Annotated in this window: 11 protein-coding genes; 6 read left to right on the top strand and 5 right to left on the bottom strand. The window is 71.1% G+C overall.

Translation table 11 applies throughout. The annotated features are described in order from the left end of the window. Positions 1-117: 117 nt before the first annotated feature. Positions 118-702 (top strand): hypothetical protein, encoded by a 585-nt coding sequence (locus ACFY9I_RS31830; protein ID WP_391007858.1) that lies wholly within the window; start codon positions 118-120, stop codon positions 700-702. Positions 703-708: 6 nt separating this feature from the next. On the opposite strand, the gene ACFY9I_RS31825 is transcribed toward ACFY9I_RS31830, so the two are convergent. Together ACFY9I_RS31825 and ACFY9I_RS31820 are read right to left on the bottom strand one after the other, a co-directional pair. Continuing rightward, positions 709-1,395, bottom strand: a complete 687-nt coding sequence (locus ACFY9I_RS31825) for a response regulator (protein ID WP_391007857.1) — start codon at positions 1,393-1,395, stop codon at positions 709-711. Then, positions 1,392-3,107 carry an ATP-binding protein gene (locus tag ACFY9I_RS31820; RefSeq protein WP_391007855.1) on the bottom strand — a complete coding sequence of 572 codons (1,716 nt, stop codon included), beginning with the start codon at positions 3,105-3,107 and terminating at the stop codon, positions 1,392-1,394. The genes ACFY9I_RS31825 and ACFY9I_RS31820 overlap by 4 nt, the downstream gene beginning before the upstream one ends. Before the next feature lie 512 nt (positions 3,108-3,619). Between ACFY9I_RS31820 and ACFY9I_RS31815 the strand changes: the two genes are divergently transcribed. The 5 genes from ACFY9I_RS31815 (at position 3,620) to ACFY9I_RS31795 (ending at position 10,107) form a co-directional block, all read left to right on the top strand. Then, complete coding sequence (locus ACFY9I_RS31815) at positions 3,620-5,005, top strand: cation:dicarboxylate symporter family transporter (protein ID WP_391007853.1); 1,386 nt, start codon at positions 3,620-3,622, stop codon at positions 5,003-5,005. A 324-nt stretch (positions 5,006-5,329) separates the two neighbouring features. After that, the gene (locus ACFY9I_RS31810) at positions 5,330-5,764 is read left to right on the top strand and encodes a MerR family transcriptional regulator (protein ID WP_391007852.1); all 435 of its coding nucleotides are present in this window, start codon (positions 5,330-5,332) and stop codon (positions 5,762-5,764) included. Then, entirely contained in the window at positions 5,761-6,093 is a 333-nt protein-coding gene (locus ACFY9I_RS31805; RefSeq protein ID WP_391007850.1) for a thioredoxin domain-containing protein, read from the top strand. The genes ACFY9I_RS31810 and ACFY9I_RS31805 overlap by 4 nt, the downstream gene beginning before the upstream one ends. A 181-nt stretch (positions 6,094-6,274) precedes the next feature. Further along, on the top strand, positions 6,275-8,530 hold the full coding sequence (locus tag ACFY9I_RS31800; protein ID WP_391007848.1) for a UvrD-helicase domain-containing protein: 2,256 nt from the start codon (positions 6,275-6,277) through the stop codon (positions 8,528-8,530). A gap of 143 nt (positions 8,531-8,673) precedes the next feature. After that, a complete protein-coding gene (locus ACFY9I_RS31795) occupies positions 8,674-10,107 on the top strand; it encodes a cytochrome (RefSeq protein WP_391007847.1) in 1,434 nt (477 codons plus the stop codon). 226 nt (positions 10,108-10,333) lie between these two features. Here ACFY9I_RS31795 and glgB read toward each other — a convergent pair whose 3' ends face one another. From glgB to ACFY9I_RS31780, 3 genes are all read right to left on the bottom strand, one after another. Then, entirely contained in the window at positions 10,334-13,933 is a 3,600-nt protein-coding gene (gene glgB, locus ACFY9I_RS31790) for a 1,4-alpha-glucan branching enzyme (protein ID WP_391007845.1), read from the bottom strand. A gap of 34 nt (positions 13,934-13,967) precedes the next feature. Further along, entirely contained in the window at positions 13,968-15,449 is a 1,482-nt protein-coding gene (locus tag ACFY9I_RS31785; protein ID WP_391007843.1) for a maltokinase, read from the bottom strand. 95 nt (positions 15,450-15,544) lie between these two features. Continuing rightward, the coding region (locus ACFY9I_RS31780) for an alpha-glucosidase C-terminal domain-containing protein (protein ID WP_391007841.1) at positions 15,545-15,922 on the bottom strand (378 nt) is incomplete at its 5' end.

Genomic DNA, 15,922 nt, shown 5'->3' with positions numbered 1-15,922 from the left:
CCCGGTGACCGTACGAGCAGTGGTCTAGTCAGGTCAATGCGTGTGCACCGGTTCCCCGTAAGGTACTGAGCAAGTGGCTTGAGCAGAGCATTCGTTGGCGTCGGCTAGGGGGCAAGGGTGTCGGATCGGGACGACGTCACCGTCGGGCAGTTGCTGCTCGCCGAGTACCAGAGCGTCAAGGACGAACAGAAGACACGGATCGGGTTCCGGGACAATCTGCTCTACGTCACGCTCACCGTCCTCGCGGCCGTCATCGCCGCCTCCGCGCAGGCGAAGCAGCCCGCCATGCTGCTCGCGTTGCCGCCCGTGTGTGTGGTGCTCGGGTGGACCTACCTCGTCAACGACGAGAAGATCTCGGCGATCGGGGCGTACGTACGAGGGGATCTCGGGCCGCGGCTCGCTCGGCTCGCCGGTGCGGAGAAGGTTTTCGACTGGGAAGTCGCACATCGGTCCGACGCGCGCAGGCGGTCGCGCAAAGCCATACAGTGCGGGATCGACCTGCTGGCCTTCTGCGTCGTTCCGTTCGCCGGGCTTCTCGTCTACTGGGCGAGCGGCAGGACCGGTCCCGGGCTCGTCGTCCTGTCCGCCGTCGAAGCCCTCACCGTCGTCGGACTCGGTGTCCAGGTCGTCATCTACGCCAAGCCCTTCGGTGGGTCGAGCGGGCCGAGCGGGTCCAGCGGTTCCGGCGCTGCCTCCGACTGACCCGCCCTACTGCCCCTTCACCCACCGGTACTGCAACTCCGGCCGCCCCACCTGCCCGTACTGCGGACTACGCGCCGCCCGTCCGGCGTCCACCAGGTGCTCCAGATAACGCCGGGCCGTGATGCGCGAGATGCCGACCGCCTCCGCCACCCCGGCCGCCGTCAGGCCCTCGCCCGCGTCCCGCAGCGTCACCGTCACCCGCTCCAGTGTGGGCGCGCTCAGACCCTTCGGCAGTGCCGCCGGGCCCGGTGCCCGCAGGGTCGCCAGCGCCCGGTCCACCTCGTCCTGGCCGCTCGCCTCGCCCGCCGACGCGTGGAACTCGGCGTAACGGACCAGGCGGTCGCGGAGGGTTGCGAAAGTGAAGGGTTTCAGGACGTATTGCACGACCCCGAGCGAGACGCCCTCCCGCACCACCGTCAGGTCCCGCGCCGACGTCACCGCTATCACGTCGGCGTGGTAACCGGCGGCGCGCAGCGAGCGGGCCAGCTGCAGGCCGTGCACGTCCGGCAGGTGCAGGTCCAGCAGGAGCAGGTCCACCGGCATGCGGTCGAGGGCCCGGCGCGCCTCCGCGCCCGTGTGGGCCTTGCCCACCGCTGCGAAGCCGGGGACGCGGCCGACGTACATCATGTGCGCGTCGGCGGCCACGGGGTCGTCCTCGACGACCAGGACTCTGATGGGATCGGCACCGGTCATACGTCGTCGCCTCCAGGCACAGCTTCGGCCACGTCGGCCCGGAGGGCCCGGACAGCATGGGTGGGACCCGCCGTGCGCAGCGGCAGGCGTACCTCGAACTCCGCGCCACCGCCGGGCGCCTCCGACACCGTCAGTGTGCCCTCGTGACGGCGCGCGGTCTGCCGTACGAGTGCCAGGCCGAGGCCCCGGCCGCCCGGGCCGGACGGTTTCGTGGAGAAGCCGCGTTCGAAGACGGCCTCCGTGTGGGCGGGGTCCACGCCGCTGCCGGTGTCGGCGACCCGCAGCACCAGCACGGAGTCGTCCGTATCTTCCTCACACCCGTCAGGCCCGTCAGGTCCGTCAGGCCCGTCCGTGTACGCCGTCACCGTCACCCTCGCCCCCACCGATCCCTGCGCAGCGTCCACCGCGTTGTCGATCAGGTTGCCCAGAACCGTGACCAGGTCACGCGCGGGGAGGGACTCGGGGAGGAGACCGTCGTCGATGTGGCTGTCCTCGGACACCACCAGCTCCACGCCCCGCTCGTTCGCCTGGGCGGCCTTGCCCAGCAGCAGGGCCGCCAGCACCGGCTCGCTCACCGCCGCCACGACCTTGTCCGTCAGTGCCTGGGCCAGCTCCAGCTCGGCCGTCGCGAAGTCGATCGCCTCGTCCGAGCGGCCCAGCTCGATGAGGGAGACGACCGTGTGCAGGCGGTTCGCGGCCTCGTGGGCCTGTGAGCGCAGCGCCTGCGTGAAGCCGCGTTCGGAGTTCAGCTCGCCCATGAGGGACTGGAGTTCGGTCACGTCCCGCAGGGTGACGACCGTGCCCCGGCGCTGGCCGCCCGACACCGGTGAGGTGTTCACCACCAGCACCCGGTCGGCGGCCAGATGGACCTCGTCCACCCGGGGCTCCGACGACAGGAACGCTCCCGTCAGGGGTGTCGGCAGGCCCAGTTCCGCGACCGAGCGGCCCACGATCTCGTCCGTCACGTCCAGCAGTTCCCGCGCCCCGTCGTTGATCAGGGCCACCCGGTACTGGCCGTCGAGCATCAGCAGGCCCTCGCGTACGGCGTGCAGGGCGGCCTGGTGGTAGTCGTGCATGTTGCTGAGCTCGGCCGCGTTCATGTTGTGGGTGTGGCGGCGGAGGCGTGCGTTGACGATGTAGGTGCCGATGCCGCCGAGGGCGAGGGCGCCGGCGGCCACTCCGACGAGGGCGGTGAGCTGGTCCTGGACGCGGTCACTGATCGCCTGGACCCTGATGCCGGCGCTGACCAGGCCGATGACCTCGCCGTTCTCCATGATCGGGGTGACCGCTCGGACGGACGGGCCGAGGGTGCCCGTGTAGGTCTCGGTGAAGGACTCGCCCCGCTGTGCCCTCTCGATGTGACCGAGGAAGTGCTCGCCTATCCGCTCCGGGTCGGGGTGCGTCCAGCGGATGCCGCCGGGGGTCATGATCGTGACGAAGTCGACGCCGGCGTGCCGCTGCACCTCGGTGGCGTACGGCTGGAGCCGCCGGGTCGGGTCGGCCGTGTGGATCGCCGCACGGACCGAGGGCGCGTCGGCGACCGTGACGGCGACGGCCCGGGCCTGGCGGCCCGCGGCCTCCTCGACCTGGTTGCGGTCGCTGACGTAGGTGAACAGCGCGTATCCGGCCACGACGGTCGCGATGAGCACCGCCTGCACGGCGAAGAGCTGACCGGCCAGGCTGCGGGGACGGAGGAAGGAGGGGACGCGCATGCCAACAGTCTGCATCGACGTGTTGGCGTGAACTAAATGAACGGAAGGGTGACCGCCCTCACAGAGAGGGAGATAGTCACTGCATCGACTCGTCCAGCACATGGACACCGCAAGGGAGTACGACTCCCGCCCCGGGACCCCACGACCCGAGCCGCAGGGAGCCGACCTCCCACCCCGGGAGGCATCTCTCCTCAGCACGGGGAGCCCGCCTCCCCCTACCGGGAGCCCCCCAGCTCCCACCGCCGGAAGCACACCAGCCTCCGGCCCGGAAGCCCGCCGGCTTCCACCGCCGGGAGCCCCGGCTCCCACACCCACGGGAGCCTTGCTCCCACCGCCAGGGAGCGTCCCCAAGCTCCCGCCCGGGAGCCCCCACTCCCGGCCCGCGGGAGCCGGTCTCCCACCCCGGGAGCCCGCCGGCTCCCGCACAGGGAGACCGTCTCCCGAAATCCCCCCGGACGTGAGCCGCACGCCGGAACAGCGAGCCGACGACGTCGTCGACGAGGAGGGCAGCCGTGGCCAGCAGCACCCATACGGCACCTACAGCACCCGCCAAGCGGGACCGCACCCACTACCTGTACATCGCCGTGATCGTGGCTGTGGCCCTCGGCATCGCCGTGGGTCTGATCGCCCCGGACTTCGCCGTGGAGCTGAAGCCCATCGGCACCGGCTTCGTCAACCTGATCAAGATGATGATCTCGCCGATCATCTTCTGCACGATCGTGCTGGGCATCGGCTCCGTACGGAAGGCCGCGAAGGTCGGCGCCGTCGGCGGTATCGCCCTCGCCTACTTCACGGTGATGTCGCTGGTCGCCCTCGGCATCGGCCTCGTCGTCGGCAACATCGTCGAGCCGGGCACCGGCCTCGCGGTCACCGACGCGATCAAGGAGACCGGTCAGGCGCAGGTGTCGGCGGAGGCCAAGGACACCACCGAGTTCCTGCTGGGCATCATCCCGACGACGATCGTCTCCGCCTTCACCGGCGGCGAGGTCCTCCAGACGCTGCTCGTCGCCCTGTTCGCGGGCTTCGCGCTGCAGGCCATGGGTGACTCCGGTCAGCCGATCCTGCGTGGTGTCGAGCACATCCAGCGCCTCGTCTTCCGCATCCTCGCGATGGTGATGTGGGCCGCCCCGATCGGCGCGTTCGGTGCCATCGCCGCCGTGACCGGTTCTGCCGGCCTCGACGCCCTCAAGAGCCTGGCCGTGCTGATGATCGGCTTCTACATCACCTGCTTCCTCTTCGTCTTCATCGTCCTCGGCGCGCTGCTGAAGATCGTCGCGGGGCTGAACATCTTCACGTTCTTCAAGTACCTCGGCCGTGAGTTCCTGCTGATCCTTTCCACCTCCTCCTCCGAGTCCGCACTGCCGCGCCTCATCGCGAAGATGGAGCACCTGGGTGTCAGCAAGCCCGTCGTCGGTATCACCGTCCCGACCGGCTACTCCTTCAACCTCGACGGCACCATGATCTACATGACCATGGCGTCCCTGTTCATCGCCGACGCCATGGGTACGCCGATGTCGGTCGGCGAGCAGATCCCGCTGCTGCTCTTCCTGCTGGTGGCCTCCAAGGGCGCGGCGGGTGTCACCGGCGCCGGCCTCGCGACCCTCGCCGGTGGTCTGCAGTCCCACAAGCCGGCCCTGGTGGACGGTATCGGCCTCATCGTCGGCATCGACCGCTTCATGAGCGAGGCCCGTGCCCTCACCAACTTCGCGGGCAACGCGGTCGCCACGGTCCTCATCGGTACCTGGACCAAGGAGATCGACAAGGAGCGGGTGAACGAGGTCCTCGCCGGGCAGGCGCCGTTCGACGAGGCGACGCTGCTGGACGACGGGCACGGGTCGGCTGCGCCGGCTGCCGCTGAGGCCGAGCCGGAGGGCGAGAAGGAGCTGGCCAAGGCGTGAGCGCTCCGCTCGGGGCGCCGGATCAAGCGCCGGGGGAACTGCGGGCCGTCTTCAGGCCGCCGGTCGAGTGTGGCTGATCGCGCAGTTCCCCGCCCCTGGAGGGCCCGCGCTCCTGGAGGGCCCGCGCCCCTCGAGGGCCTGCGGGCCTCCCCCAGCGCCGCACGGCCGGGTCCTCCCCCGTGGACCCGGCCGTGTGGTCACAACCGAAGAGCATCAGAACTCCGAGTGGCCAGGTCCTCCCCCTATAGACCTGGCCACTCGGCCTTTGTCGTTCTGGGCGCGCGGTCTTTCCTTGACGTCGGCGTCAAGGAATACCGTCGTCGTATGCGCATCGGGGAGCTGGCGGCACGGGCGGGGACGACGACACGGGCGTTGCGGTACTACGAGGCGCGGGGGTTGTTGCCCGCGCGGCGGAGTGGCAACGGATACCGGACCTACGACGAGGAGGATCTGAAGCTCTTGCGGCAGATCCGGACGTTGCAGGACTTCGGGTTCGACCTGGAGGAGACGCGGCCCTTCGTGGAGTGTCTGCGGGCGGGGCACCCGGAGGGCGACTCGTGCCCGGCGTCGCTGGCGGTGTACCGGCGGAAGCTGGACGAGCTCGACGCGCTGATCGGTGAGCTGGCGACCGTGCGGGCGCGGGTCGGCGAGCAGTTGGCGCGGGCCGAGCGGGCACGGGAGCGGCTGGCGGCCGAGGCGGAGGTTCCGGGCGGTCCGGAGCCGGAGTGCGAGCTGGGAGTAGGAGGCGGGGTGCTGTGATCAGGGCGGCGGGTGTGGCCGAGGTGACCGACGCGGACTTCGAGGCGGAGGTGATCGCGGCGGAGCTGCCGGTGCTGGTGGAGTTCACGGCCGACTGGTGTCCGCCGTGCCGGCAGATGGGGCCGGTGCTGAGCGCGCTCGCTATGGAGGAGGGGGAGCGGTTGAAGGTGGTGCAGTTGGACGTGGACACCAATCCGGAGACCACTCTCGCGTACAAGGTGCTGTCGATGCCGACGTTCATGGTGTTCCAAGGTGGTGAGCCGGTGAAGGCCATGGTCGGCGCCCGGCCGAAGCGTCGGCTGCTCGAAGAACTCGCCGACGTCCTCTGACGCCTGGACGAGAAAAGCCCCCGAGCAATTATGCTCGGGGGCTTTTCTCACGTATATTTGATGGTTCGCGACTTCAAGGGGATCGAGTCGCAAAGAAGTTCAGTGAGCACAGTATATCCGGGCGGGAGTGGAATTGTCAAACACCGGCTTTTCGCACGATGAACACGATGAACACGATGAATTGCGGCGCGAGCAGGAATTCATCGACAGGGTGTACACCCGCGTGGACGCGCTGCGCGGTGAGACCGAGGGGTCGGTCACGGACGCGCTCGCTCAGGGCAACACGCCCATGCAGGCCCGTCTGGAACGGGACATCCTCGTCGCCGAGCGCTCGGGGCTGCTGGCCGCGTTGAACGCCGTCGACGGCTCGCTGTGCTTCGGCCGGCTCGACCTCGCCGACGGGGCCGTCCACCACATCGGCCGCATCGGGCTGCGGGAGGACGACACCGAGCGCACCCCGATCCTGATCGACTGGCGCGCCGACGTCGCCCGCCCCTTCTACCTCGCGACCGGCCACACCCCGATGGGCCTGCGCCGCCGCCGGCACCTCACCACCGAGGGCCGCCGGGTCACCGCCCTGCACGACGAGATCCTCGACCTCGGCGACGAGACCCGCACCGGGTACGAGGACCCCACCGGCGACGCCGTCCTGCTGGCCGCCCTCAACTCTGCCCGCACCGGTCGCATGGGCGACATCGTGCGGACCATCCAGGCCGAGCAGGACCGCATCATCCGCGCCCCGCACCAGGGGGTGATGGTCGTGGAGGGCGGCCCCGGCACGGGCAAGACCGCCGTCGCCCTGCACCGCGCCGCCTACCTCCTCTACGAGCAGCGCGAACTGCTCGCCAAACGCGCCGTCCTCATCGTCGGGCCCAACCCGGCCTTCCTCGGCTACATCGGTGAGGTGCTGCCCTCCCTCGGCGAGACGGGTGTGCTGCTCTCCACGGTCGGCGAACTGTTCCCCGGCGTACACGCCACCGCCACCGACACCCCGGCGGCCGCCCGGGTGAAGGGGAGCGCCGCCATGGCCGACGTCCTCACCGCCGTCGTACGGGACCGGCAGGCGCTGCCCGACCCGGTGATCGCCATCGAGCACGACCGGGAGATCCTCATGCTCGACGACGACCTCGTACGGGTCGCCCGCGAGCGCACCCGCGAGGCGAAGCTCCCGCACAACGTGGCCCGCGAGCACTTCGAGGGCTACATCCTCAACACCCTCACGGAGATGGTCGCCGAACGCATCGGCACCGACCCGTACGACGGCTCCAACCTCCTCGACGCCAGTGACATCACCCAGATCCGCGACGAGTTGGCCGAGAACCCCGAGGTCTGGTCCGCCATCGACCGGTTGTGGCCGCGGATCACCCCGCGTCGCCTGATCGCCGACTTCCTCGCCGAGCCGGACGCGTATCTGCCCAAGGAGGACGCCGACGCCGTACGCCGCCTGGTCACGCGCGCCTGGACCGTCGCCGACGTCCCTCTCCTCGACGAGGCCGCCGAACTGCTGGGCGAGGACGACCGGCTCGCCCGGGCCCGTGCCGAGCGGGAGCGCGAGACGCAGATCGCGTACGCGCAGGGCGTGCTGGAGGTATCGTACGCGTCCCGGACGTACGAGTTCGAGGACCGGGAGGACAGCGATCCCGACGGCGACGGCTCGGAGGTCCTGTCCGCGCACGACATCATCGACGCCGAGCGGTTCGCCGAGCGGCACGAGGAGGACGACCACCGCAGCGCGGCCGAGCGGGCGGCGGCCGACCGGACCTGGGCGTTCGGGCACATCATCGTCGACGAGGCGCAGGAACTGTCGCCGATGGCCTGGCGGTTGCTGATGCGCCGCTCGCCCACCCGCTCGATGACCCTCGTCGGCGATCCGGCCCAGACGGCGGAGGCCGCGGGCGTCGGGTCCTGGGCCGACATCCTGGCGCCCTTCGTCGAGGACCGCTGGGAGCACACCCGGCTCGGCGTCAACTACCGCACCCCCGCCGAGATCATGGCGGTCGCGGCCGGTGTCGTACGCGCCGAACGGCCGGACTTCGAGCCGCCGAGCTCCGTGCGGTCCACGGGCGTACGGCCCTGGGCGCGCCGCGCGGCGCCCCGGGAACTGCCCGCCGAGGTGGCCAAGGCGGTCGCCGAACTCACCCCCGCCGAGGGGCGGCTCGCGGTGATCGCGCCCCGCGAACTGCACCGGACGCTCGCGGCCCGCCTCGACGGGGTGACGGCCGGCGCCGAGCCGGACCTGACCCGGGCCGTCGTGCTTCTCGACCCCCGCCAGGCCAAGGGGCTGGAGTTCGACTCCGTCCTCGTCGTCGAGCCGGGGCGCTTCGGCACCAGCGACCTGTACGTGGCACTCACCCGGGCGACGCAGACGCTGGGCGTCGTCCACGCGGAGGAACTCCCCGAAGGGCTGGAGGAGTTGGCGGCGGTTGGCCTGAAGTAGGCGGGCGGGCCCCGCCGGGCGGGTGCCCGGCGCGCCGTGGCCCGCCGCCCCCGTCACCACAGGTGCACCAGGGATCACCAAGCCGTAACAGTTCCTGTCATCGTCACTGCTCGTGCATGTGCCATGCGGTATGCGTGTCGGTCATGGAAACACATCCGTTCGCGGCCGCGCCGGTCGGCAGCCCCAGCCTGGACACGCTGCCCGTGGAGCCGCTGCTGACCTCGGAGTTCGACGTGGACCCGGGCAGCGTCTACGAGCGACTGCGGAGGACGTACGGCCCCGTGGCACCCGTGGGGCTGATGGGGGTGCCGGCATGGCTGGTTCTCGACTACCGCGAGGTGCTGGAGGTCCTGCGCAACGAGAGCGTGTGGCGGCGCGACGTACGGCACTGGCGGGCACGGGCGGAGGGACGACTGCCGAAGGACTGGCCGCTCCTCGCCGGGTACGAGGTCCGGCAGACCATGTTCTTCGACGACGACGAACACCGGGCCGCCCGGCTGAGCTACCACTCGGCGATGCGGCCCTTCCAGGACGGGCACACCCCCGAGGGCTGGGAACTGCGGGCTGCCGTCGCCCGGTACGCCGACGAGCTGATCGCGATGCTCGCGGCCGAGTCCGGGACCACCGGGTTCGCCGATCTCGCGGCCCAGTACACCCGGCCGCTGCTCCTCATGGTCACGACCAAGCTGTTCGGGTGTCCCGTCGAACTCGGTGACGAGATGGTCATGGACCTGTGGCGGATGCTCGACGGAGGGCCGGACGCGGGGCCGGCGACCGGGCGGGCGCTGGGGGCGATGACACGGTTGGCGGCGCACCGGCGTTCCCGCCCCGGGGAGGACCTGACCTCCTACATGCTGCTCGCCGACCCGTCCTTGAGCGACGAGCAGCTCGGCCGTGAGCTGTTCATGAACGCGGTCTACCTCAACGACATCACCGGGAACATGGTCTGCAACACCCTGCTGGAGGTGCTGCGGGGCAACGCGACCGTGCGGCGGAGCCTGTCCAACGGACAGCTCGGGGAGGCCGTGAACCGGGCGGCGCTGGTGAATCCGCCCACGGCCAACCTGTGCTTCCGGTTCGCGGGGCGTGATGTGCAGTTGGGGAACTTCTGGATCCGTGCCGGTGACATCGTGTCGCCCTCGGTCGCTGCCGCGCATCGGGACCTGCTCGCGGTCGGGAACTCCCACATCGTCGACTCCACGATCAGTACGCGGGCGCATCTCGCGTGGGGGGCCGGGCCGCACCAGTGTCCCAGTGCCGCGCGTGAGCTGGCGGGGACGATCGTCACCACGGCGGTGGGGCGGGTTTTCGAGCACTTCGCCCGTGCGGAGCTGACGCTGCCGGTGGATCAGTTGCCGTGGCGGTCCGGGCCGGTGGTGCGGGGGCTGCGGCTGCTGCCGGTCCGCTATGAGCTGAGTGCCCATAGTGCGGCTCGGATGCCGCAGGGCCGGCGGGAGGACGAGGTGGCGCCGCCGGTGGCGCCGGGTGCCGTGGTGTCGGTGGGTGAGCGGTCGGGCAGCGGGGGGTTGTTGGGGGCGTTGCGGCGGTTGATGTTCGGGGGGCGCAAGGGGGCCTGACCTCAACCGGGCAGGTCGCTCGCGCCCCGCCGGGATGAGTGGGCCGGACGCGGGTTGTCGGTGGTTGCTCGCGCAGTTCCCGGCGCCCCTTTCGGGGGCGCGGGGAACTGCGCGAGAAGCCCCACCCACCCGCACCCGAAGAAAGAACCCCAGGGGGCGAAGGGGCGCAGCCCCTGGGGACGGGACGGGAACGGGCAGGGGCGGCGGGGCGGGGGCGGGGAAACCGTCAGGCCGGGCGGAGCCAGATGGTGGACAGGGGAGGCAGGGTGAGACGGATGCTGGCTGAGCGGCCGTGCCAGGGGTAAGGCTCGGGTTTCACGGGGTGCGGCGTGGCAACGTCGCTGCCCCCGTACACGGCCGCGTCGGTGTTCAGGACCTCACGCCAGGCCGGAACGTCCTCAGGCACCCCGAGACGGTAGTCCTCACGCACCACCGGGCTGAAGTGCGAGACGGCCAGCAAGGGCGCGCCGTCCGCGTCGAACCGCAGGAACGCCAGCACGTTGTCGTCCGCCGAGTCCCCCGTGATCCAGGAGAACCCCGAGGGATGGGTGTCGCGCTCCCAGAGCGCCGGCGTACGGCGATAGACCGAGTTGAGGTCGCGGACGAGGTCGCGCACACCCCGGTGGTCGGCCTCCGCCCCGTACGCCGGGTCCAGCAGCCACCAGTCCGGGCCGTGGGCCTCCGACCACTCCGCTCCCTGGGCGAACTCCTGGCCCATAAAGAGGAGTTGCTTGCCGGGATGCGCCCACATGAAGCCCAGATACGCCCGGTGGTCGGCGCGCCGCTGCCACCAGTCGCCCGGCATCTTCGAGACCAGTGAGCCCTTCCCGTGCACGACCTCGTCGTGGGAGATGGGCAGCACGTAGTTCTCGCTGTACGCGTACACCATCGAGAACGTCATCTCGTTGTGGTGGTGCTTGCGATGCACCGGCTCACGGGCCATGTAGCCCAGCGAGTCGTGCATCCACCCCATGTTCCACTTCAGCCCGAAGCCGAGGCCGCCGAAGCCTCCGGGGCCGACGTGGTGGGTGGCGCGGGTGACGCCGTCCCAGGCCGTGGACTCCTCGGCGATGGTCACGACGCCCGGCACCCGCCGGTACACCGTCGCGTTCATCTCCTGGAGGAACGCGACCGCGTCCAGGTTCTCCCGGCCGCCGTGCTCGTTCGGCGTCCACTGACCCGCCTCGCGCGAGTAGTCGAGATAGAGCATCGATGCCACGGCATCCACCCGTAGCCCGTCGATGTGGTACTCCTCGCACCAGTAGAGGGCGTTCGCCACCAGGAAGTTGCGTACCTCGCGCCGCCCGTAGTCGAACTCCAGCGTCCCCCAGTCGGGGTGCGCGGCCCGCCTCGGGTCCTCGTGCTCGTACAGCGGACGCCCGTCGAACTCGGCCAACGCCCAGTCGTCACGCGGGAAATGGGCCGGCACCCAGTCCATCAGCACACCGATCCCGGCCTGGTGCAGGGCGTCGACGAGGTACTTGAAGTCGTCGGGGGTGCCGAGGCGCGACGTGGGCGCGTAGAAGCCGGTGACCTGGTAACCCCAGGATCCGCCGAAGGGGTGCTCGGCGATGGGCAGCAGTTCGACATGGGTGAAGCCGAGGTCCGAGACGTACGCCGGGAGCTGCTCCGCCAGCTGTCGGTACGTCAGCCCGGGCCGCCAGGAGGGGAGGTGGACCTCGTAGACGGAGAACGGAGCCTCGTGCGCGGGGGTCTCCGCCCGCCGCGCCAGCCATTCCTGGTCGGCCCACTCGTGGTGCGAGGCGTGCACCACGGACGAGGTGTTGGGCGGGACCTCCGTGCGGCGGGCCAGCGGGTCGGCCCGGAGCGTCTTCGAGCCGTCCGGCCGGGTGATCTCGTACTTGTACAGTTCGCCCTCGCCGATACCGGGCACGAACAGCTCCCACACGCCCGAGGAGCCCAGCGCCCGCATCGGGAACCCGGTGCCGTCCCAGTAGTTGAAGGTGCCGGCCAGCCGTACGCCGCGCGCGTTCGGCGCCCACACGGTGAAGCGGGTGCCGGTGACGCCCTGGTGGGTCATCGGCTCGGCCCCGAGCGCCCGCCACAGTTCCTCGTGGCGACCCTCGTTGATCAGATGCAGGTCCAGCTCCCCGATCGCCGGCAGGAAGCGGTACGCGTCCTCGGTCTCCTGCTCCGTCCCCTCGTACGAGACCAGCAGCCGGTACGCATCCGGCACCTCCCGCAACGGCAACAACGCGGAGAAGAACCCGCCCCCGTCGTCATGCAGCTCCGCCCGCAACGACCCCGCCACCACACTCACCCCGAGCGCGTACGGCCGGAACGCCCGGAACACCACACCCCCGGGCGCCGGATGGGCCCCGAGGACGGCATGCGGCGCGTGATGCGTACCGTCGAGCAGCCGCTCACGGTCGGCGCCGTCCATGGCGGGGGTGAAGGCCGGCCGGGTGGAGGAGGCGAGCACCGGTTCGGTGGTGGCTTGCTCGGGGACCAGCGGCTGACGAGGGACCGACTCGGGTCCCACCGACTCGGGTCCCACCGGCTCCGGTCCGGCCGCCCCGCGACGTGTGGCGGGCGCCGACCCGGACGCACCGCCCGTGGCCGACCCGGAGCCGGTTGCCCCGCGCGTTCCGGACTCCGGCGCGGCCGCCTCGCGCACGGCCGCCTGGGGGCGGGCTGCCTCGTGCAGGGCCGGTTCGGGAACGGCTGCCGTGCGCATGGCCTGCTGGGGCACGGCTGCCTCCGGCACGGGCGTGCCGGGGGCCTGGGGGAGGACTTGGGCTGCCGCCCCCTCCGTCACCGGTGGCACACTCACGGCCTTCTTCGCTGCGGCCTTCTTCGCTGCGGCCTTCTTCGCTGATGCCTTCTTGGCGCCGGCCTTGGCGGTGAGGGCCTTCTCGGCCACCGCCTTCTTCGCCGTGGTGCTCTTGGCCGTCGCCTTCGTCGCCACGGCCTTCTCGGTCACGGCCTTCTTGGTCACGGTCTTCTTGACCGCCGCCTTCTTCGCCGCGGTCTTGGCCACGGCTTTCTCGGCGACCGCTTTCTTCGCGACGGTCGTCTTGGCAGTGGCCTTCTTGGCAGGGGACTTCCTGGCAGGGGCCTTCTTCGTAGCGGGCTCCTGGGCCAGGCCCTTGTCCTCGGCCACCTTTCTCGTCGCCGTCTTCTTCACTGCGGCCCCGCCACCCGCGGTGGTCTTCTTCGCGGCGACCTTGCGTCCGGCGGTCTTCTGGTCGGCAGTCGCGCTCTCGGTCCGCTTCCTGGCCGCAGGCGTCCTCTCGGTCGTCTTCTCGACCGCCGACGCCGCCGCGCCCACTTTCTCGGCGCCCGCCTTCTTCGCGGCCTTCTTCTCGGCCGCCGGTGTCTCCTCGGCCGTCGTCCTGGCTGCCACCTTCTTCGCGACAGTCTTCTTGGCCGCTGCCGTTCCCGCGCCCACCTTCTTCGCGACCGCCTTCTTGGCTGCCGCTGTCCCCGTTGCCGCCTTCCTGGCCGTCACCGTCCCCCCGGCGGCCTTCCTCGCTGCCGCCTTCCGCGTCACCGGTGCACCCTCCACGGCCCCCTCGGCCGTAGCCGCCCCCGCGCCCGTACTCGCCGCAGTCGTCCTCGTGGACGTCTCCCCGGTCGTCCTCTCGGCCGTCCCCGGCCCCTCAGCCGCCTTTTCGGCGGGTGTCCCGGCCGGGGACTTCGCGGCCGTTTTCCTCGTCGCCGTCCTTTTCGCTGTCGCCGTCTGCTTCGTTGTCGCCTTCTGGGCCGCGGCCTTCTTCGGGGCGGGCTTCTTCGCCGGGGCGGGGCCCTTGGCGGGGGCGTCGGGGTGCTGTGCGCTGTCGTCGGACGGCGGGCGGGGAGTCACAGGGACGGCCTCCTCGGGAGGGACGGGATCGGGGTCAGGGAGTGGTGTCGGCGCCGGGGTCCGTGGCCAGGCGGTGGACGGCGGCCAGGGGAACCGGTAGCCAGTCGGGGCGGTGACGGGCCTCGTAGAGGACCTCGTACACCGCCTTGTCGGTTTCGTACGCGCGCAGCAGTACGGGATCGGTACGCGGATCGTCCCCGGCGACGTCCGCGTAGCCGGAGCAGTACGCGGCCCGGCAGACGGTCGCCCAGTCGGCGGCCGGGGGCTGGAGGGAGTGGGCGGCGTAGTCGAAGGAACGGAGCATCCCGGCGATGTCGCGGGCCACCGGCTGCGGCATACGGCGCTCGGCCAGCGGCTTCGACGGCTCGCCCTCGAAATCTATGAGCGACCACTCCCCGCCGGGGTCGCGCAGACACTGGCCGAGGTGCAGATCGCCGTGGATGCGCTGGGCCGTCCAGGTGCGCCCCTCGGCGGCCAGGTCGGCGAGCGCTTCGAAGGCCGTGTGCAGGCCGGGCGCGTACGGCCGCAGCGCGGGTACGGCCTGCGCGGCGGCCTCCAGGCGTTCGGTCATCCCGGCGACCAGCGACTCCAGTTGGGGCCGCCCCAGTGTGACCGTCGGCAGGGCGCGCGTCAGCGCGGTGTGCACCTCGGCGGTCGCCCGCCCCAGCGCCCGCGCCTCGGCGGTGAAGTCCTCGCCCTTGGCCAGCATGCTCAGCGCCAGCTCCCACCCGTCCGCCGCGCCATGGAGGAACGGCTGGAGCACGCCCAGGACATGGTGACTGTCGGGGGCGGCGGTCCGGCTCAGGTCCGCCACCATCCAGGCCGCCGGGGCCGGGACACGGGGGCACTCCTCGCGGGACAGCGTCAGCGGCAGTTCGAGATCGGGGTTGGCCCCTGGCACGACCCGGCGGAACAGCTTGAGGATGAACGTATCGCCATAGACGATCGAGGAGTTGGACTGCTCCGAAGTCACCAGGCGCGGTACCAGGCCCTCGGGTATGGCGAGCCGTGTGTCGCGTTCGCAGCGCAGGTCACCGATGTGCGCCTCGGTCCGCAGTGCCTCCAGGAGGACGTCGGCGAGGCGGGGGTCGTGCAGCCCCTCGTACACCGTCCGTCCGGCCAGCGGACCGTCGGTCACGTGCCCGATCAGCGCGGGCGCCAGCCGTGGCGGCAGTGTCTCGCGGACGCCGAGCAGCAGCTGGTAGCAGTCGCCGGGGTGGGCCGGAGCACCCTGGGTGGGCACCAGCGGCTGATGGGCGCGTACGAGGAGGTGCAGCAGCCCGGCCTTCGCGCCGCCGGGGCGGGTGTCGTCCGGGCGGGCGGCCACGGGCAGCAGTTCGGTGGCCGCCACCAGGCCGAAGCCGGTGACCGGCCGCCCCTTCCCCGCGAACCAGCGCTGCCGTGGCAGCCACTCCCGCAGGAGGGGGTCCAGTGAGGCGAGCAGACCGGGCATCGGCTCTGCGACAGGTGGTGGAGCAGGACTTGTCGCAGTGGAGTGCGTGGCGGCTTCCGACATGGCGTCGCGTCCTTTCCCCGGGGGACGGGGTGTTCCTGTCTGCGTGCCCCGGGCGGGCCGGGAGAAACCGGCCCGCCCGGGGGCTCCGGTCGGGCTCACGCGGCTTGCACGGTGTCCTTCCGCAGGCGGAACCAGTAGAAGCCGTGGCCCGCGAGCGTCAGGAGATAGGGCAGTTCACCGATGGCCGGGAAGCGCACTCCGCCGATGAGTTCGACGGGGTGGCGTCCCTGGTAGGCGCGGAGGTCGAGTTCGGTGGGCTGCGCGAACCGGGAGAAGTTGTTCACGCACAGCACCAGATCGTCCCCTCCCTCCTCGGTCGGGGGCGCCTCGCGCAGATACGCCAGCACCGCCGGGTTGGTCGACGGGAGTTCCGTGTACGACCCGAGGCCGAACGCCGGGTTCTGCTTGCGGATCTCGATCATGCGTCGGGTCCAGTGCAGCAGCGAGGCCGGGGACGACATCGACGCCTCGAC

The organism is Streptomyces sp. NPDC012510 (genome assembly GCF_042955065.1).
Lineage (GTDB): Bacteria > Actinomycetota > Actinomycetes > Streptomycetales > Streptomycetaceae > Streptomyces.
The sequence above is the reverse complement of the archived record's forward strand: the minus strand, read 5'-3'. Positions and strand labels throughout refer to the sequence as shown.